This window comes from Streptomyces sp. NPDC096311, assembly GCF_044763085.1.
Taxonomy (GTDB): domain Bacteria; phylum Actinomycetota; class Actinomycetes; order Streptomycetales; family Streptomycetaceae; genus Streptomyces.
The window spans coordinates 124,157-141,803 of sequence record NZ_JBIWFN010000007.1 but is presented as its reverse complement, the minus strand read 5'-3'; the positions used below and the strand labels follow the sequence as shown (position 1 = coordinate 141,803).

At 69.3% G+C, this 17,647-nt stretch carries 11 protein-coding genes and 3 pseudogenes; 4 read left to right on the top strand and 10 right to left on the bottom strand.

Going from position 1 to position 17,647, the window contains the following annotated elements; translation table 11 throughout:
- Window positions 1–46: 46 nt before the first annotated feature.
- The 3 genes and pseudogenes from ACIRA5_RS19470 to ACIRA5_RS19460 form a co-directional block, all read right to left on the bottom strand.
- On the bottom strand, window positions 47–2,965 hold the full coding sequence (locus tag ACIRA5_RS19470; protein WP_403692163.1) for an AfsR/SARP family transcriptional regulator: 2,919 nt from the start codon (window positions 2,963–2,965) through the stop codon (window positions 47–49).
- Between the two features lie 112 nt (window positions 2,966–3,077).
- Window positions 3,078–3,218, bottom strand: coding sequence for a hypothetical protein (locus ACIRA5_RS19465; RefSeq protein ID WP_403692161.1), 141 nt, complete (start codon window positions 3,216–3,218; stop codon window positions 3,078–3,080).
- Window positions 3,219–3,300: 82 nt separating this feature from the next.
- Window positions 3,301–3,600 (bottom strand): annotated as a pseudogene (locus ACIRA5_RS19460) (carotenoid oxygenase family protein); the annotation flags it as partial.
- Window positions 3,601–3,971: 371 nt separating this feature from the next.
- Here ACIRA5_RS19460 and ACIRA5_RS19455 point away from each other — a divergent pair.
- The 3 genes from ACIRA5_RS19455 to ACIRA5_RS19445 all read left to right on the top strand — a co-directional run bounded on the left by ACIRA5_RS19455 (window position 3,972) and on the right by ACIRA5_RS19445 (window position 8,394).
- Window positions 3,972–4,577 carry a hypothetical protein gene (locus ACIRA5_RS19455; RefSeq protein WP_403692160.1) on the top strand — a complete coding sequence of 202 codons (606 nt, stop codon included), beginning with the start codon at window positions 3,972–3,974 and terminating at the stop codon, window positions 4,575–4,577.
- A gap of 199 nt (window positions 4,578–4,776) precedes the next feature.
- On the top strand, window positions 4,777–5,985 hold the full coding sequence (locus tag ACIRA5_RS19450) for a carbohydrate-binding protein (protein WP_403692158.1): 1,209 nt from the start codon (window positions 4,777–4,779) through the stop codon (window positions 5,983–5,985).
- 318 nt (window positions 5,986–6,303) lie between these two features.
- Window positions 6,304–8,394, top strand: a complete 2,091-nt coding sequence (locus tag ACIRA5_RS19445; RefSeq protein WP_403692157.1) for an FUSC family protein — start codon at window positions 6,304–6,306, stop codon at window positions 8,392–8,394.
- A gap of 204 nt (window positions 8,395–8,598) precedes the next feature.
- On the opposite strand, the gene ACIRA5_RS19440 is transcribed toward ACIRA5_RS19445, so the two are convergent.
- The 4 genes from ACIRA5_RS19440 to ACIRA5_RS19425 all read right to left on the bottom strand — a co-directional run bounded on the left by ACIRA5_RS19440 (window position 8,599) and on the right by ACIRA5_RS19425 (window position 13,699).
- Window positions 8,599–10,164, bottom strand: a complete 1,566-nt coding sequence (locus ACIRA5_RS19440) for a DUF1254 domain-containing protein (protein ID WP_403692156.1) — start codon at window positions 10,162–10,164, stop codon at window positions 8,599–8,601.
- A gap of 96 nt (window positions 10,165–10,260) precedes the next feature.
- The gene (locus ACIRA5_RS19435) at window positions 10,261–11,130 is read right to left on the bottom strand and encodes a geranyl diphosphate 2-C-methyltransferase (protein ID WP_403692735.1); all 870 of its coding nucleotides are present in this window, start codon (window positions 11,128–11,130) and stop codon (window positions 10,261–10,263) included.
- Between the two features lie 83 nt (window positions 11,131–11,213).
- A complete protein-coding gene (locus ACIRA5_RS19430; RefSeq protein WP_403692155.1) occupies window positions 11,214–12,272 on the bottom strand; it encodes a family 2 encapsulin nanocompartment cargo protein terpene cyclase in 1,059 nt (352 codons plus the stop codon).
- On the bottom strand, window positions 12,269–13,699 hold the full coding sequence (locus ACIRA5_RS19425) for a family 2B encapsulin nanocompartment shell protein (RefSeq protein ID WP_403692152.1): 1,431 nt from the start codon (window positions 13,697–13,699) through the stop codon (window positions 12,269–12,271). The genes ACIRA5_RS19430 and ACIRA5_RS19425 overlap by 4 nt, the downstream gene beginning before the upstream one ends.
- A 537-nt stretch (window positions 13,700–14,236) precedes the next feature.
- Between ACIRA5_RS19425 and ACIRA5_RS19420 the strand changes: the two genes are divergently transcribed.
- Window positions 14,237–15,682, top strand: coding sequence for a glyceraldehyde-3-phosphate dehydrogenase (locus ACIRA5_RS19420; RefSeq protein WP_403692151.1), 1,446 nt, complete (start codon window positions 14,237–14,239; stop codon window positions 15,680–15,682).
- Between the two features lie 95 nt (window positions 15,683–15,777).
- Here ACIRA5_RS19420 and ACIRA5_RS19415 read toward each other — a convergent pair whose 3' ends face one another.
- The 3 genes and pseudogenes from ACIRA5_RS19415 to ACIRA5_RS19405 all read right to left on the bottom strand — a co-directional run.
- Window positions 15,778–16,647 (bottom strand): sugar phosphate isomerase/epimerase family protein, encoded by an 870-nt coding sequence (locus tag ACIRA5_RS19415; RefSeq protein ID WP_403692149.1) that lies wholly within the window; start codon window positions 16,645–16,647, stop codon window positions 15,778–15,780.
- A pseudogene (locus ACIRA5_RS19410) lies at window positions 16,644–17,363 on the bottom strand (Gfo/Idh/MocA family protein); the annotation flags it as partial. The gene ACIRA5_RS19415 and the pseudogene ACIRA5_RS19410, both read right to left, overlap by 4 nt.
- Window positions 17,351–17,596: pseudogene (locus ACIRA5_RS19405) on the bottom strand (2-keto-myo-inositol dehydratase); the annotation flags it as partial. The pseudogenes ACIRA5_RS19405 and ACIRA5_RS19410, both read right to left, overlap by 13 nt.
- Window positions 17,597–17,647 lie beyond the last annotated feature (51 nt).

The following is a 17,647-nucleotide window of genomic DNA, read 5'->3' as shown; positions in this document are numbered from 1 at the left end:
CTGGAACGTGCGCCCCGGGACGGCGATCCCTGGGGCACATGTCCCGTCACGCGTCACCGAGCGGTTTGCCCAGTTCATCCAGCCGGGCACGGACCCTCTCGGCGTCGGGGTGGGCGAGTTCGGTGAAGAGGGTGAGGGCGCTGCGCCAGGCGGCTCGGGCGGCCTCGTGGTCGCCTGCCGCACGGTGCGTGTCACCGATGCGGACGAGGGTTCCCGCCTCCTCGGACGGCACGCCCAGGTCCCGGAAGATGGTGAGAGCGTTGCGGTAACTGGTGAGGGCCTGCGGATGGTCGCCGAGATTGTGGTGGGCGTAGGCGATGCTGTCCCAGGTGGCGGCCTGGCCGATGTGGTCTCCGAGATCCCGCTGAATGGTCAAGGCCTCGAGGCAGTGGCTGAGGGCCTGTGGGTGATCCCCGAGCGTCGCGTGGTCCCAGCCGACCGCGTTGAGGGCGGTTGCCTGCGCGGCCTGACGGCCAGTGGCCCGGAAGAGACCCAGGGCCAGCTGATCGTGCCGGAGAGCACCGGGGAGGTCACCGTGCCGCTCGGCCTCCCAGCCGAGGCTCAGGTGGACGTAGGCCCGTCCGACGTCGTCTCCGAGTTCGGTGAAGAGTTCCAGGACACGGTCCAGGTGGGCACCGGCTTCCTCGCGCAGGCCCAGTCGGCCCGCCACCCGGGCCAGTCCGAGCAGGCCGTGAGCTTCCACGACGGGGTCGGACAGCCGCAGCGCGGCGTCGAGGGCGGTCCGTTGGGCGGCTGCCCAGTCGTGCCAGAGCCCCTGCCGGTCGAAGAACCGCTCCAGGGACGAGACGAGCAGGCAGACAAGGCGGTCCGAACCGGAGCTCGTGGCCGCGTCGATGACGGCGAGCAGCACCGCGTACTCGGCCGTGAGCCAGGTCAGGGCCGACTCGTCGTCGGCGAGTGGTTCGGGGAGGGTCCCCTCGGGGAGAGGCGGGAGCGGCATGGTGTCCACGTACGGTGCGATCAGCCGACCGGCGGCGTGCGCGGTGTACAGATAGTGCTTGAACAGCTGGTTCACGGCCGCCCGGCACTCGGCCTCGCTGTGCTGGGTGTGCGCCAGTTCGGCGGCGTAGGCGCGGAGCAGGTCGTGGAAGGCGTACCGGCCGGGGGCGTGCTCGTTGATGAGGTGCACGCGGGAGAGCTCGGTCAGCAGCAGCCGCGCCTCCCGTACCGCGAGCCCGGCCAGGGCGGCCGCGGCCGGCGCGGTGACATCAGGTCCGGGATGCAGTCCGAGCAGTCGGAAGAGGCGGGCGGCGGCGGGGGAGAGGGCGCGGGAGGACCAGGAGAAGACCGCGCCGACATCGGCCGACGTGTCGGCCTGGATGAAGGCGTCGAGACTGCCATGGGCCTCACGCAGCTCGGCGGCGACGGCCGACAGCGAGAAGTGCGGGTGGGTGGCCGCGCGGGCGGCGACGCAGGCCAGGGCCAGCGGCAGCCCGGCGCACAGTGCGGTGATCTCCGCCGCCGCCTCCCGCTCGGCGGAGACCCGCTCGGCCCCCAGGCGGCGGGTGAGGAGTTCCCGTCCCTCGTCGGTGCCGAGCGGACGCAGGGTGAGGGACTGGGCCCCATGAGCGGCCACCAGTCCGGAGAGCTGGTTGCGGCTGGTGACGATCGTGAGGCAGCCGGGCGTGCCGGGCAGCAGCGGCCGCACGTGATCGGAATCCCGCGCGTTGTCCAGCAGGACGAGGAACCGACGTCCGGCCAGCATGCTGCGGTAGAGCGCGGCCTGGGCGTCCAGACCGTGCGGGACGCGTTCCGGTGGTACCCCCAGCGTGTCCAGGAAACCGCGGACCGCTTCGTCGGGACGCATGACGGCCCCCGAGGGGTCGAAGCCCCGTAGATTGACGTAGAGCTGCCCGTCGGGATAGCGATCCGCGACCCGATGGGCCCAGTGCACGGCGAGGGTGGTCTTGCCGATTCCGGCCATTCCGCCGATGGCACTGATCACGACTGTTTCGGCGGACCGCCCCTCGCTCGACAGCGGTGCGAGGACCTCGGCCAGTTCGGCCCGCCGACCGGTGAACGTCGGTAGATCGAGCGGCAGTTGCGCGGGCACGGGCAGGGAGGCCGCTCGCGGACCGACGAGGTCCGAGGCCGCTGAGCTCTGGGCGGTGCGCGCCTCGGAGGCGTCGGCTGCGGGCCCGGTCGCCGTGGATGGCGCGTCGCGCAGCACCGCCTGGTGGGCGTCGCGCAGCTCCGGTCCAGGATCGATGCCCAACGCGTCGGCGAGACGGTTCGACACGGTGAGGTATGCGCTGAGCGCCTCGGACCGTCGACCGGTGGCCGAAAGAGCGAGAATCAGTCTGGCCATCAGCGGCTCGTCCAACGGGCTGTCGGCAGCGGCCTCCCGGAGCCGGGGGAGGACCACATCCGGCACGTTCGCACGCAGCGCGACATCGGCGGCCTCCTTCACGGTCGCGAGGCGCTCGCCCTCCAGTGAGACGAACGCCGCGTGTGCGCGCGCCTCCACGGGGATCCCGTGGGCCGTCGGCCCCTGCCACAGCGACAACGCCTCGGTGAGGAGGTCCACGGACCGTGCGGGTGCTCCGTCCGAGGCGGCCCGCCGGGCCTCGACCCGCAGCGCACGGAAGCGCAACAGGTCCAGAGAGTCACTGTCGGCCACCAGTCGGTATCCGCCCGCGTCCCGGAGCAGCCACCGGCCCGTCGCCCGGGTGGGAAGGCCGGGCTCCAACAGGCGGCGCAGTGCCCCGACGTGCCGGTGGACCACATTGACCGCGGTGTCCGGCGGACGCCCGCCCCACAGGACGTCGACGATCTCGTTCACGGAGACCGGCTGACCTGCCCGTACCAACAGCAGTGCCAGCAGTGCCCTTTCCTGTGGACGTGCGAGGTGCAGCTCCGTCCCCGCCCGCCAGACCCGAACCGGTCCGAGTACCGCGAACCGCACCGGATCCGGCGCCACCTCATGCCCCCTCTGGTCTTCCACCCCGGCGCTCACCCTACGTCACGCCGCTGGGACGCCTACGTGTAGGACGACCGGCATACGGCAGTGTCCTGGAAGCCTCCGGCATCAGCTGAATTCCGCGCCACGCGTGCGGTCACTCCTCCGTCGGCAGCCGGCAGCCGTGCGGTCCCAGCGGCACGTGCACCGGGATCCGTACGGGCGCCACCGGGCCCGCCTCCGGTTCCTGCACCGCGAAGACCAGCAGCAGGCTCGTCCCGTCCGTCGCGTACGTCATTCAGCCACGAGCCCGCGGCGCCCTGGGTGTCGTACCCGCGCAACGCGTCGAATTCGCTCGAGAGGAGTTCCGCACCAGGGGTGCGCGCCGTCGGCGCGCGGCTGCGGCGGCGGCGACCGATCAGACGGTCGTCGACCCGCGGGAACTCCATGTGCGAGTCGTCGAGCAGCCTGCGCCGCAGGGTCCCGGCGGCCGGATCGATCACGGCTCGTGCCAGACCTCTGTCGCTCTCCCCGTCGGCCGCTCGGCCCGATCCCGACCTTGGGGAGTCACCGAGTGTCAACCGGTGCCACTGTACGTAGTCGAGCGTCACCGTCGGGTCCGGTCCGTCCGACTCGCTGGGCCGGTCTGACGAGTCGTGCGCGTTGACGGTGTGCCACAGCCAGCAGGCCTCGTCCCGAGAAGCGGCTCGTCAACGCCATGTCGTGGATCATCACGGGTTCGTCGACCCCGGCCACGACGGTGGGACCGGGCCGCACCGTGCCATCGGGTCCGATGGTCGACCAGGTCAGCGACACCGGGGGACTTCCGCAGCGGATGCGACGGGGTGGGGGCGGTCGCAGCATGAGAAGCAGAGGTCCTCGCCTCAGCGCCCGGCCGGGGGATTCCTCTCGCTCGCGGTTTCCGACATGGGGGCGCCATCCGCGGAGGTGTCCGATGGCTCAACCCGAAGCGAATCGAGGACTCGGAGCGACGGGGAGCGGCGAGTCTCCGCCGTCCAGAATGACGCCGCCCAGAATGACGCCGTCCGGAATGCCGGCGGCCGATGCGCAGGCCGATGTACCCAGCGGCGAAGCCCTGCGCACCAACAGTGTCTTCCTCGGTTTCGCCCCCTGGATCATCTTCGACGTGGTGGCGAGCCCCAGTACGTGGAAGTACGCCGCACTGGCAGCGCTCATCGCGGCCCTGGTGTTCAATGTGCCCGACCTGCGGCGCGGGAGCTTCAAGATTCTGGAGGCGGCGAGTCTGGTGTTCTTCGCCGTCATCTTCGTACTCGGGCTCGCGGTGGAGCGTCAGGACCTGATGTGGCTGGAGACCTACGCGCAGACGTTGGCCAACGGGGTGATCGCCGTCGTGGCACTCGGTTCCCTCGCTTTCACACCGTTCACCGAGCAGTACGCACGTGAGTCGGTGCCCCGCCAGTACTGGGACACACCCTTGTTCCGGCGCACCAACAGGATTCTGACGGCGGTGTGGGGCGGGGTGTTCCTGGTCACGGCCCTGCTGGGGCTGCTCGCACTGCATGTGAAGTCGGGGTCGGACTGGCTCAACTGGGTCATCCCGATCGCCTTGCTGGTCGCAGCGATCCGCTTTACGAAGTGGTACCCGGCACATGTCAGGGCGCAGGCGCGGGGCTGACCCGGCGGAGGCCACGCTCCGCAGTTCGCGTGCGTCGACCGTGATGTCTCACCGTGTTCGCTTCCTCCCGTAGCGGGGGAGAGGTAAAGCAATCGTATGGTCTAGTCCAAGAGTTATCTGGTCTAGGCCAATCTATTGGCATGGACGCAACACCTGCAGGAAGCTGGGGCGACTCTCCCCCACCTCCTGGAGGCACGCAGTGAGACGTCTTCGCGCATGTCTGGGCGCGGCAGCCGCCGTTGGACTAGCCGCAGCGGGCACGACCGCACTCGTCGCGGGCAGCGCTTCCGGCGCGACCTCCGCACTCAGCAACCGCTGGTACGCCGCGGCTCCCTACCTGATGCCGCTCGACAACGACCCGCCGGACCCGGCCACCATCATGGACGCCACCGGCCTCAAGGCGTTCCAGCTCGCCTTCGTCCTCGCCCCCAACGGCGGCGGCTGCAGCCCCACATGGGGCGGTACGGCCGCGGTCTCCTCGGACACCGCCGTGCAGTCGGTCGTCAACACCATCCGTGCCAAGGGTGGCGATGTCTCCGTCTCCATCGGCGGGTACGGCGGCACCAAGCTCGGCCAGGTGTGCTCGGACGCGGCTGCCACGGCGGCGGCATACCAGCAGGTCGTCACCAAGTACGGCCTGCACGCCATCGACTTCGACCTCGAAGAGCCGGAGTACGAGAACACGGCGGCCATCAAGAACGAGATCGGCGCCGCGAAGATCCTCCAGCAGAACAACCCCGGACTCTACGTCTCCGTCACCACCGCCGGCACCGCTGACGGCACCGGCTGGTTCGGCAAGCAGATGCTGCTGGAGGCGAAGTCACAGGGCTTCACCCCGAACAACTTCTCCATCATGCCGTTCGACGGCGGCTTCAATGGCGCGGCGTCGCAGACCAGCGCGCTGACCAACTTCAACCAGATCCTGCAGTCCACCTTCGGATGGGACCAGGCGACCGCCTACGCCCACGAGGGTTTCTCCGGGATGAACGGGCGCAGCGACGCCGGTGAGTTCTTCACGCAGACCGACTTCCAGACCGTGCTGGACTACGCCACCAGCCACAACATGGACCGCTTCACGTTCTGGTCCCTCAACCGCGACCGTCAGTGCACCCCGGCCGACAACGGTGGCCGGACCTCGGGCACCTGCTCCAGCGTGGCGCAGAATCCCTGGGACTTCGCCACGTACTCGGTGAAGTTCGCCGGGGCCACACCGCCCTCCTCGACTCCCACCCCGACGCCCACGCCCCCGAGCACCGGGTGCAAGCCGGCCTGGAGCTCGACCGCGGTCTACACCGTCGGCAACGAGGTGTCGTACAACAACCACAACTGGAAGGCCAAGTGGTGGACTCAGAACGAGACCCCCGTCGCCTCCGACTGGGGCGTCTGGCAGGACGAGGGTGCCTGCTGACGATCTGACCGTCTGACGACGACCTGACCGCCTGACGATCCGACCGCCTGAGGTCTGCCGGACCGGTTCGGCGGGGCCCGCGAGGTGCCCCGCCCACCGGGCGCCGCGCGGCCCGGAGCTCAGTGCCTGGTGCGTGCCCGTGCGCCGATCAGCGCCGCCACCGCGTGCGCCGGCCCTTCAGAGGGACGAAAATGGGCAGAGGCCCGGTCGCCGAGGACACGCGGCGCCTGCCGAGAGGAACGTCGCCATGCGCGGACAGCCGCCATTGCCGTCAGGGGCCGTTCGCGGTGCACGTACCGGCGCGGGCGGCGAGCACGCATGACGCCGGGGCCGGGCGGTGCCGCGATCCTACGACGGTCGATCCAGGTCACCTGCTCGGCGAGCGTCGGTTTCTACACGTTCCTGTACGGCCTTCAGCAACCCGTGGCGGCACTGTACGCACTGTTCACACCGATCGCGCTCGGCCTGTTGTCCACCATTCCCGGGACCGGCCGGCAACAGGCATGGATCACCTTGCGGACCCTGCCGTTCGGAGTGGTTCTCGTCGCGCTGGGCACGGCACTCGCGGTGAGCACGGCGGCCGCCGTGGTCGGCATGCTGATCGTCGGATTCCTGTTGAGTTTCACCGTGGTGGCCGGACCTCGTACCGCGGGTCCCGCCCCCGGTCTCCAACTCCTCTACATCCTGGCCTGCTTCCCGCCGTACGCCCCTCAGACGCTGGGCGCCCGGCTGACGGGCGGGGCCGTGGGCGTCGTACTCCTCTCCCTGTGTCAGGTGTTCGTGCTGTCCGGTCCACCTGCCACGAGCTACCGGATCGTGCTTGCCGACGCGCTGGAGACGGCCGCCGCGGCAGTGGTCCATCCGGCTCGTGTCTCCGTCGCGAGGCTGCGTGATCTCAGCGAGGGGATGCGGCTGTCGCAGGTTTCCCCAGGTGAGCGCCCGACCGGCCCGGGGCGCCGGGACCGGGCCCTGGCGCAGGCGGGAGCCGCGGTCCGCCGGGTCCTGGACCAGTTGGCGTCGCGGAGCACGACGTCCGCGCCCCCTGGCACGACACCGCGCACGGATCGATCGTCCGCCGTGCTCCGCGAACGCGTCGCGCGGACGTGCGAGGACACGGCTGCGGCCCTGCGTGCCGGTGAGCGGCCACCGACGGCCGACGCGCTCGACGGGGCGATCCGGCAGTTCCAGGCGGAACGGATCCGCCGTGCGGCCGACCAGGGGGAGCCCGGTGCGGACACCGACGTCCTGCGGCGACAGGCGGCGGAGCTGACACTGGCCGAGTCGACGTGGATCGCGGTGACAGCCGTGGGTGTCTCCACCGCCGGGCGCAGAACCTCGCCTCTCCGGCCCCGCGAACTCTTCTGGTACGCCGACCTGCCCACGACGCAGCTGTGGGCGCGTCGCATCGTGGGCAACGCGACGCATCGCTCGGTGTGGTTCCAGAACGCGGTACGGGTCGCGTGCGGCCTCGCCATCGCCCGTCTTGTCGCGGGCACCCTCGACCTCACGCACGGATTCTGGGTCCTCCTCACGGTCCTCACGCTGGGGCGTACCACGGTCGGCGCCACCTGGCGGGCCGTGCGCCAGGCCTTGATCGGCAACCTGGTGGGGGCGGTCGCGGCAGGTGCGCTGCTCATCGCCCTCGGCCGGCACCTGGATGCCTACGCCGTCCTGCTCGTGCCGGGCATGCTCATAGCCTTCGCTCTGGGCCCGCGGCTCGGAATCGCCTACGCACAGGGACTGTTCACGCTGGTGGTCACCCTCGCCTTCGCCCAGATCACCCCGACCAACTGGCGACTGTCGGAGGCCCGCATCGTCGATGTCGTCACCGGCAGTGTCATCGGCCTCCTGTGTGGGCTGCTCGCCTGGCCGGCGGGGGCACGGAAAGAGGTTCACCGCACCATGGCGGGGCTGCTGCGCTCGTGCGGGACGCTGGTACCCGACACGGTCGAGGCGCTACTGGCCCCGTCGACCGCTCCGTCTCCGCCCGCGACATTGCCGACGCTGCGGCATCTGCGTCTGGCGGAGTCCGCCTATGCGCAGTTCCGCAGCGAGCCCCCCACCGCCTGGGAGGGCGCCCAGGCCGACTGGCACGGGGTGCTCGTCGTGGCGTACCACACGGTGCTCGGTGCCCAGCGGCTTCCCTGCTTCGAAGCGCCCCTGGCCGATGTGCCGCCCGACGCGTGCGCATGGGTCCGTGGGACGGCCGCCGAGCTGACGACGGACGCCGACCGCATCGCCACGTGCTTCACCAGCGACGAACGCCCCGCGCCGGGCCGGAGTCCCCCTGGCCCACCGCTGCCGGAGCACCACCCGGCCATGCCCACACTCATCGATCTCGAAGTGTGGCTGACCGCCATCGGCCACCAGCTCGCCCGCATCGAAGACTCCGTCGGCCCCAAGGCCTGATCCCGACGGGCCCCGGCGGGGGAACACCGCGGGCGCAGGCAACGGAGCATGACCGAGCGAACGCGGCCGGGTGCGCCCACCACGCGCCCAGCGTCGAACCGGTCTTCGCGGAGCCCTGGCTGGGCCTACCAGCTGTACATCGGCTGAGAGGGGCCCCGCCCACGGGTCCGTGGGCCGCCGCGCGCGGCCTGCGGACCTGTCAGGTCACTCGACGCGGGTGAGTGGAGGGCATTCCCATACCGCGTCCACGACCTCGCGGTGCGGACGGTACATGCGCAGGATCACGAACCAGGTGCCGTTTTCGGGTGTGGGCAGCCAGTTGGACTCACGGTCCTCTCCCGGTGATGTGGACTGCAGATGGAGGGTCAGACCGCCGTCAGGGTTCATGACGAGCCCGGTCGTGCGGTCCCCGACCGAGTAGCGGTTGGCCGGGTTCGGGATCAGGTTCATGTCGTCGCCGTACGCGGACAGGGACCAGAAGGCAACGACGGGCGGCATCGCGCCCGCGTCGAAGCGCAGCGCGTACCGGCCCGACGACAGCTTGTTGCCGTCCGCGTCGTCGTAGTTGAGCAGATAGACCGCCTCGTCCGGATCGTTGGCCATGATGCCCGCCAACGACTGGTCGGCGGCACGCTTGACGAAGTCGTCGCCGAAGCGGCCCATCTGCGGTGGCGGATAACGCCAGCCGTTCACCACATGGGCCCACTCACCACTGAGCATCTGCTGTTTGAGCATCGGCACGCCGACAGCCGCAGCTCGGATGAGGTTCTGTCTCACCGCCTCGGGCTGGGCCTCGACGTCGAGACCGGGACCGATGCCGACCTCGGCGAACTGCTTGAGCAGGATCGCGTGGTGTGCCGGCGGCGGGTTCTCGGCCAGCATGGTGTTGAGCGTCTTCCAGGGGCCGAGGGGATCCCGCGCGGGGTCCACCGGCGCCGGCACCTCGTGGCTCGCCGGGAGCCGCGCCGGGTCGACGGGGCCGCCGCCCCTGCCGAAGAAGCTGAGCGGAGTGAGCCGGTACTGAGCTTGGAGCGTCTGTACGTTCGGCACGTCGTCCTCGCCGTCGACCAGCGTCCTGCCGAGGATCAGGATCCACGGGCTCGGCGCGGTCGCGACACGGCGCACACCATCGGGAAGCTTCCCGCTCCAGTCCGGACCGACGATCGCGAAGTGGCCGGCCTCGGATCCCGTGGAGCGCTGACCTATGTAGTCGAAGTTGTCGGAGGTGATGCCCATCAGCTCGAAGGAGAAGTAGCGATCACCCATGTCCGGATGCGAGAGAATGACCGGCTCGCTGCGCAGGTTCACCCACGCGGTCGAGTACAGGGTGTCGTTGTTCGGACAACCGCCGTCCTGGTACGAGGCGTCCAGCAGCCGCTGCGCGTGCCAGAAATGGTTGACCGCCGCGTACGGCACCGTCGCCGGGTCACGCGGCTGGGTCACCCACTGGTGGCGCAGCCTGGCGTTGTAGATGTACGGAAAACCGTAGACGAATGCCTGCTCACCCAACGTGTAGGCGTATTCCCCACGCCAGTCACGTACGCGTCCGGTCAGGAGGGGTGTCACCGCCTGCCGCACCAGCGGCAGCGCCTGCGGCAGATGCCGCAACCGCTCCACCACGGCCTGGGGGTGCCGTACGGCATCCGCCGCGGCCCGACCGGCGGCGCCCGCGGCACTCGCTGCCCGGTTGATGGTGGTCGTGACGCCCGCGCCATCGTCGTGCGTCCGCCGAAGCGGGCGGTGATGCGTGGCATGTGTGGCTTCGGACATGATCATGTCCTCCCCGTTGTGAACACCTTATGGGAACCCCCTGCACCATTTCTCACCATAAGTCGCATCCGGAGGAGCGCCAACGCGGCGGAGATGTCAGACGCGGTCAGCCGTGATGAGCAGGTACTGGAAGCTGCCGTTCTCGTAGGCGCTCAGGAACGTTTCCTCGATGCCGGTGACCAGGTGGTCGGCCTGCTTGCGGAGTTTCCAGTAGGGGATGGTTTCGGCGGTCAGGTCCTGGACGTGGACGGGGACGAGGCGGTTGCGGGCCATGGCGCGGAAGTATTCCGACCGTGGGTGGATGTCGCAGATGTAGTGGGCGTTGATGAGAGACACCTCCCGGGAGGCCCGCCCGTAGGCGTCGTTGTAGCAGCCGGTGATCGTCACGTAGCGTCCGCCGCGGCGCAACAGCCGTGCGTGCTCGGCGAACAGCAGGTCGAGTTCCACGTACATGGTGGACTCGTTGTTCCAGGAAGCTGCATACGCGCCGGAGGGCAGGCCGGTGTCGAGCATGTTCCGGTGGTGGTAGCGGACCTTGTCGTCGATGTTCCGCTTGCGGGCCTGGGCATGGGCGAAGTCGGCCTGTTTCCTTGAGATCGTGACGCCGTCGGTGTGGCATCCGTACCGTAGATGGGCCACCACACTTCCGCCGCCGCGCCCGCAGCCTGCGTCGAAGACGCGGTCGGCGCGGGAGAGAGGGCCGAGATGGGAGGCGAGGAGGTCGGCCTGTGCCTGTTCCAGCCGGTGCAGTTCGGCGGTGATCCGGTCACGGCGCAGGGCAGCGTCGTCCCCGTCCCCGTCCCGGCCCGCGTCGAGCACCGACCAGTCGACGTCCCCGATGCCGTAGTGGTGGTGGTAGAGGTCGTCGATCTTTCCGAGTTCGAGGTTGACCGGGTTCTCCTCGGCGTTCCAGTAGTCCGCGACGCGGGTCTGGTACGTCGACTGGCAGGTGGCCTGGGTCGGCATCGGTGCTGCCGCGGTACCGGCATCGGTGATGGGCAAAGGTGACTCCTTGTGGCGCGGTGGGCGACGGGCCGGGCGGCAGGGCGTTACCAGTAGTTCGGCAGGTGGTAGCGGTGGGTGTTGGTGGCGTGCCATTCGTGGTTGCCGGACACCCAGGCGGCCAGGCCCCTGGCGTAGCGCTCGACGAGGGGTGAGGTGGCGGACAGAGCCGCCGCCTCCTCCTCGAACGCCTCCATGACCTGGTTGTGGATCTCGACGGCCTTCAGGAAGGCGGCCTTCAGCCCGCACCGTTCGTTCGCGGCGATGACCTGAGGCAGATTGAGATGGCTGGGATCGTTGGCCAGTTCCTTGGTGAAGGAGTACAGGTCGTTGACGATCGTGGTGGCGTTGCCGGCGAGTGCGGTGATCCGCTGGATCTCGGGCCGGACGTAGAGGGCCTCGGGCAGCTCGTAACCGTCCACGGCGTCGACGATCGACAGGCAGGGGCGGAAGTTGTTGAACTGCCGCATCATCAGGTACTCCCAGACCGGTGGCACGTACCGGATCTCGGCCCAGGCGGCCTCACCGAGATAGCCCAGATGCAGCCGGGCGAGATCGTGCACCAGCCGGTCGGTCTGGCTGGGGGTGGCGAAGACGGCGTAGTCCTTGAGGGCCCCGTGATACGAGCGCAGCGGCCCGTCGGCCTGTACGCCGCACCGCCACCGCGCTTCCAGTTCGGGAGTGGAGTGGAAGGGGTCGAGCGCGGACTGGGCCCTGATCAGCCTGCCGCCGAGGCCGCGCGATGAGCCGCCTCTGTCCTCGTCCTCCTCGCAATAACAGTTGTCGACGAGGTTCTCGGCCAGCAGCAGCTTGCCGGCCACGGTGAGACGTTCGAGGTCGGCCGCGCCCGGATGCTGGAGTACGACGGCCCGGCCGAACTGGAACCCCGTGAAGTCCCCCGTCCACGCCTTCGGGAACGCGTCGAGCCCACGGACCCAGGCCTCCAGCCTGCGGTCGACCTCCGCTGCCTTCGCCGGGTCCGCGGGCGCGGCGGGCCGGTGGCGCAGCCCGGGGATCGCCCCGCTCCGCCGGGCTTGCGTGACCGGGACGAGGCGGGGCGGGCCGGGCAGTCGCGTCGGCGATCCGGAAGCCGATGGTGTGCTCATTCCGCGGTCCGTCCGACCTGGACGTTCTCCAGGATCCCCGCGGCGTCGGGTACGAGGATGGCCATCGCGTAGTAGGCGGTGACCAGGTAGCTCATGATCGCGGTGCTGTCGATGCCCATGAACCGTACGTTCAGACCGGGCTCGTACTCCTCCGGGATGCCGGTCTGGTGCAGGCCGACGACTCCTTGGTCCTTCTCTCCCGTGCGCAGCGCGATGATGCTGCTGGTGTGCTGGGGACTGATCGGGATCTTGCTGCACGGGAAGAGCGGAACGCCGCGCCACGCCGGTACTTCGTGGCCGTCGAGGTTCACGGTGCCGGGCACAAGCCCACGCCGGTTGCACTGCCGGAAGAAGGCCGCTATCGCCTTCGGGTGGGCCAGGAAGAGCCGGGTCTTGCGGCGCATCGACAGCAGTTCGTCGAGATCGTCGGGCGTGGGGGGACCGGAGAAGGTGCTGACGCGCTGGCCGTAGTCGACGTTGTGCAACAGACCGAACTCGCGGTTGTTGACCAGCTCCCACTCCTGGCGCTCGCGGATCTCCTCGATGGTCAGGCGGAGTTGCTGCTCGGTCTGGTTCATCGGATGGTTGTAGAGGTCGGCGACCCTGGTGTGGACGCGCAGGACGGTCTGGGTCAGGGACAGCTCGTATTCGCGCGGCGCGAGGTCGTAGTCGACGAAGCCGCCGGCGAGGACCGGTTCGCCCACGTGCCCGGCCTGTACGGGTACGTCGGCCTCGCCCTTGCGGTTCATGGGCTTGCTCTGCTGCTGCGCGAAGGCGTCCAGCTGGGCGGCGAGCGACGGGGTGCGCTCCACGAACGCCAGGAGCGTGTCCCAGTTGAGTGCCAGCACCACGCCCGGAGTCTCGGCCCGTACCGAGCTGAACCACAGCGGATCGGCCTGGCCGATGGCCTCGTCCCCCATTCCGTCGCCGTCCGAGATGACTCCGGTGACCTCCTGCTCGCCGTACTTGCCGGTGGTGTAGCGGGTGAACCGGCCGTGGACGACGAGATAGGCCTCGGTGACGGGCTGCCCGGCGTCGAAGAGGACCTGGCCCGTACGCACCTCACGCACCCTGAACCGTGAGGAGATCTCCTGGAGGGCCGCGGTGTCGGAGTAGCCGCGCAGGGCGGGCAGCTCGGTCAGTGTCTCGGGAATGACCCTGATGTCGTCCGCGCCGTTCTGCTCGAAATGCACCCGGCCCCGGCCGACGCGGAGTTGGAGTCGCCGGTTCACCCGGTAGGCGCCGCCCTTGACGTCCACCCAAGGCAGCATCTTGAGCAGCCATCGCGAGGTGATGGCCTGCATCTGAGGTTCGGACTTGGTGGTGGTGGCGAGCTGACGTGCCGCGTCGGTGCTGAGGCTGGTGGACCGTGGTCCGTCGGCGGTGGGCCCGGCGGCGCTGTCTGGGGAGCTTTCCGGGACTGTCACATGTCCTCCCGATACGTGAGCGGGCGTGGGTGGATACGCACGAAGATCAGCGAACAAGGCGGGGCGTCGACGCCGTACGCCCCGGGCAAGGGCTCCTGCTGCCCGGCCATGGACGACGTCTGACCTGAACCCGTGTCGAAGGGGCGCCCCGGCGACGCGTCAGAAGCCGTGCGGCGTGGGTTCACGGAGGCGGTGGGGGTCGAAGACGGATTCCGGGGAGGCGGGCGCCAGGACAGCAACCTCGTGACGGTCCGGGCAGTTGGGCAGCGCGCGCCCCATGTCAAGCGAAACAGTCACCGGTGGCGGTCGGAACCGCGTGAAAGGGGCGCATTCGTGCCCTCGAAGTGGGCATTCATCGCGCGAGGCAGACCGGCCATGAGGGCGCGCTCGCACGCCGGTCGCCGGGACCCGCGCCACCGGCGCGAGGGCGTATGAGCGTCTCAGCTGGGCGTTCCTCTTGATCAGGTGGCCCCGCTCGAATGATCAAAAGGGCGTCGGGCTACCATCTGAGCGCCACCTAGCTCGAAAGATGAATCTGTGACTGTCAATGACGACTCGTTCACCAACTGGAACCACCGCGAGGAGATCGCGGAGTCGATGATCCCGATCATCGGGAAGCTGCACCGGGAGCGGGACGTCACGGTCCTGCTGCACAGCCGTTCCCTGGTGAACAAGTCAGTGGTGAGCATCCTCAAGACCCACCGGTTCGCCCGGCAGATCGCCGGCGAGGAACTCTCGGTCATCCAGACGCTGCCGTTCCTGCAGGCTCTCACCACGCTCGATCTCGGCCCGTCGCAGATCGACATCGGCATGCTCGCCGCGACCTACAAGTCCGACGACCGTGGTCTGTCGGTGGCGGAGTTCACCGCCGAGGCCGTGGCCGGCGCCACGGGCGTGAACAAGATCGAGCGCCAGGAGCCGCGCGACGTCGTCCTCTACGGGTTCGGCCGCATCGGCCGCCTCGTCGCCCGACTGCTCATCGAGAAGGCCGGCTCCGGCAACGGGCTGCGGCTGCGTGCCGTCGTCGTCCGCAAGGGTGCCGGGCAGGACATCGTCAAGCGCGCCTCGCTGCTGCGGCGTGACTCCATTCACGGCCAGTTCCGGGGCACGATCACCGTCGACGAGGCGAACAGCAAGATCGTCGCCAACGGCAACGAGATCAAGGTGATCTACTCCGACGACCCGCTGTCGGTGGACTACACGGAGTACGGCATCAAGGATGCCATCCTCATCGACAACACCGGCAGGTGGCGTGACCGCGAGGGTCTGTCCCAGCACCTTCGCCCCGGCATCGCCAAGGTCGTCCTGACCGCACCGGGCAAGGGCGACGTTCCCAACATCGTCCACGGCGTCAACCACGACACGATCAAGCCGGACGAGCAGATCATGTCCTGCGCCTCCTGCACCACCAACGCGATCGTCCCGCCGTTGAAGGCGATGGCGGACGAGTACGGCGTTCTGCGCGGCCATGTGGAGACCGTCCACTCGTTCACCAACGACCAGAACCTGCTGGACAACTACCACAACTCCGACCGCCGCGGTCGTTCGGCGCCGCTCAACATGGTCATCACCGAGACCGGTGCCGCCTCCGCCGTCGCCAAGGCGTTGCCCGACCTCAAGGCGAAGATCACCGGCAGCTCCATCCGCGTCCCGGTTCCGGACGTGTCGATCGCCATCCTCAACCTGCAACTCGCCCGCGAGACCACGCGCGAGGAAGTCCTCGACCACCTCCGTGACGTTTCGCTGACCTCGCCGCTCAAGCGCCAGATCGACTTCATCAGCGCCCCCGACGCGGTCTCGAGCGACTTCATCGGCTCGCGTCACGCCTCGATCGTCGACGCCGGCGCGACCAAGGTCGAAGGCGACAACGCGATCCTCTACCTCTGGTACGACAACGAGTTCGGCTACTCCTGCCAGGTCGTCCGCGTCGTCCAGCACGTCTCCGGCGTGGAGTACCCGACCTACCCGGCCCCGGCGGTCTGATCGCGGCAGCCTCTCCCGGTCGGCATTCAGTTGCCCTCCGCTCCCACCGTGCCCCGGCGGTCCTGCGACCGTCGGGGCACGGTGCGTCGCTCGCGTTACGCGGAGAGTTCCTTGCTGATGTGGTCCAGCATGAACGCGGAGGATTCCTCGGCGCGTTCCTCCCAGCCGAAGACGCACGCGGTGGCGACGCCGTCGAAGTTCAGTTCCCGGAGCGTGCCGAAGAAGGCGTCCCAGTCCACCTCGCCCTGGCCGATGTCGAGGTGCTGGTGGATGCGGGCCGTGGTGCCGGGCGGGTTGAGGATGTAGCGCAGGCCGGAGGAGCCCTTGTGGTTGAAGGAGTCGGCGATGTGGACATGGTGGAGCTTGTCGCCGGCGTAGCGCATCATCGCCGCGATGTCCGCGCCGACGTCCGAGGCTCCGGAGAGATGGAAGGAGTGCGGGGCGCAGTAGAGGTAGTTCACCCAGGGCTTGTTGACGGCGCGAACGAGGTCGACCGCCGGCGTGTTCTCCTCACAGAAGTCGTCCGGGTGCGCCTCCAGATTGAGGGCGATGCCCTCGCGTTCGAAGACGGGGAGCAGTTCCTCCAGGGAACGCCAGAAGGCGGCCTCGCTCTCGGCGGCGCGGTCGGGGCGGCCGTTGAACTCCGAGTTCATCAAAGGGCATTCGAGCTCTGCGGTGATCTCGATCATCCGCTTCCAGTAGCGGACGGCGGCCTGCCGTTCGGTCTCGTCGGGCGAGGACCACTTGTAGAGCGGGAGGACGGAGGAGAGCTGGACGCCGTGCCTGCGCAGTGAGTTCTTCAGCTCGGCCACACGCTCGTCGTCCGCCCGTGGGTGCAGGAAGAACGGCATGAAGTCGTCGCGCGGGGACAACTCGATGTACCGGTAGCCGAGTTCGGCGACCGTGCGGACCATCTCGTCGAGCGGCAGGGCGCGGAACATGTAGGGGTCGAGGGCGATCTTCATGCGGCGCCTCCGTACAGGGCGGGGCGGGGCTTCATGTCCACGGTGACGACGGTGCCGTCGGACTCCAGGGAGCGGACGGCGGCGTCGGTGATGACGGTGGCGGCGTAGCCGTCCCAGGCGGAGGGGCCGGTGGGCTCGCTGCCGGTGCCGACGGCCGCGACCCATTCGCGGAACTCGGTGTCGAAGGCGTCGGCGAAGCGGTCCTGCCAGTCCTGCGGTACGGCGGTCGCGTGGTGTCCGGCGGTACGGACCTCGACGGCGGCCGGGTCGGGCAGCCGGACCAGGCCCTCCTCGCCGACGGTCTCGCACTGGATGTCGTAGCCGTACTGGCAGTTGACGAAGACCTCCAGGTCGATGCGGACCCCGTGGGCGGTCTCGAAGAGCATGATCTGCGGGTCCTTGAGGTGCGCGAAGCGCTTGCCGGTGGCGCGTGGGGTGATCACCTGGGCGGAGACGATCTCGTCGTCGAGCAGCCAGCGCAGGACGTCGATCTCGTGCACGGCCGTGTCCTGCGCGGCCATCACGGAGGTGTACGCCTTGGGCACGGTCGGGTTGCGGTGGGCGCAGTGCACGATCAGTGGGGCGCCGATCGATCCCGAGGCGAGGACCTCCTTCATCTGGCGGTAGCCGGTGTCGAAGCGGCGCATGAAACCGACCTGGACGAGCCGACGGCCGTGGGCGCGCTCGGCCTCGACGACACGCAGACATGCGCGAGCATCTCGTCCCAGGCTTCCGGTCGGTGCAGCGCGCCGAAGGCGGTGCCGCCGCAGACCTGGAGCCCACGGGCGTCGAGTTCGGCCTTCAACCGCCGCGGGTCGGTGGGGAGATAGCCGTACGGTCCGAGCTCCAGCCACTCGTAGCCGGCCTGCGCGAGTTCGTCGAGGAAGCGGGTGTACGGGACCTGATGCTCGTCCTTGGGGAACCAGACGCCCCAGGAGTCGGGGGCGGTTGCCGACCAGTCCGCGGTGACCGGACGAGCGCCGGGGCGCCCTTACTTCGC

Excerpts from the sequence above, each read along its gene's own strand:
- ACIRA5_RS19445 (WP_403692157.1), top strand. The coding sequence starts at position 6,304 with ATGACGCCGGGGCCGGGCGGTGCCGCGATCCTACGACGGTCGATCCAG.
- ACIRA5_RS19415 (WP_403692149.1), bottom strand. The coding sequence starts at position 16,647 with ATGAAGATCGCCCTCGACCCCTACATGTTCCGCGCCCTGCCGCTCGAC.
- ACIRA5_RS19455 (WP_403692160.1), top strand. The coding sequence starts at position 3,972 with ATGCCGGCGGCCGATGCGCAGGCCGATGTACCCAGCGGCGAAGCCCTG.
- ACIRA5_RS19435 (WP_403692735.1), bottom strand. The coding sequence starts at position 11,130 with ATGCCGACCCAGGCCACCTGCCAGTCGACGTACCAGACCCGCGTCGCG.
- ACIRA5_RS19430 (WP_403692155.1), bottom strand. The coding sequence starts at position 12,272 with ATGAGCACACCATCGGCTTCCGGATCGCCGACGCGACTGCCCGGCCCG.
- ACIRA5_RS19440 (WP_403692156.1), bottom strand. The coding sequence starts at position 10,164 with ATGTCCGAAGCCACACATGCCACGCATCACCGCCCGCTTCGGCGGACG.
- ACIRA5_RS19465 (WP_403692161.1), bottom strand. The coding sequence starts at position 3,218 with ATGACGTACGCGACGGACGGGACGAGCCTGCTGCTGGTCTTCGCGGTG.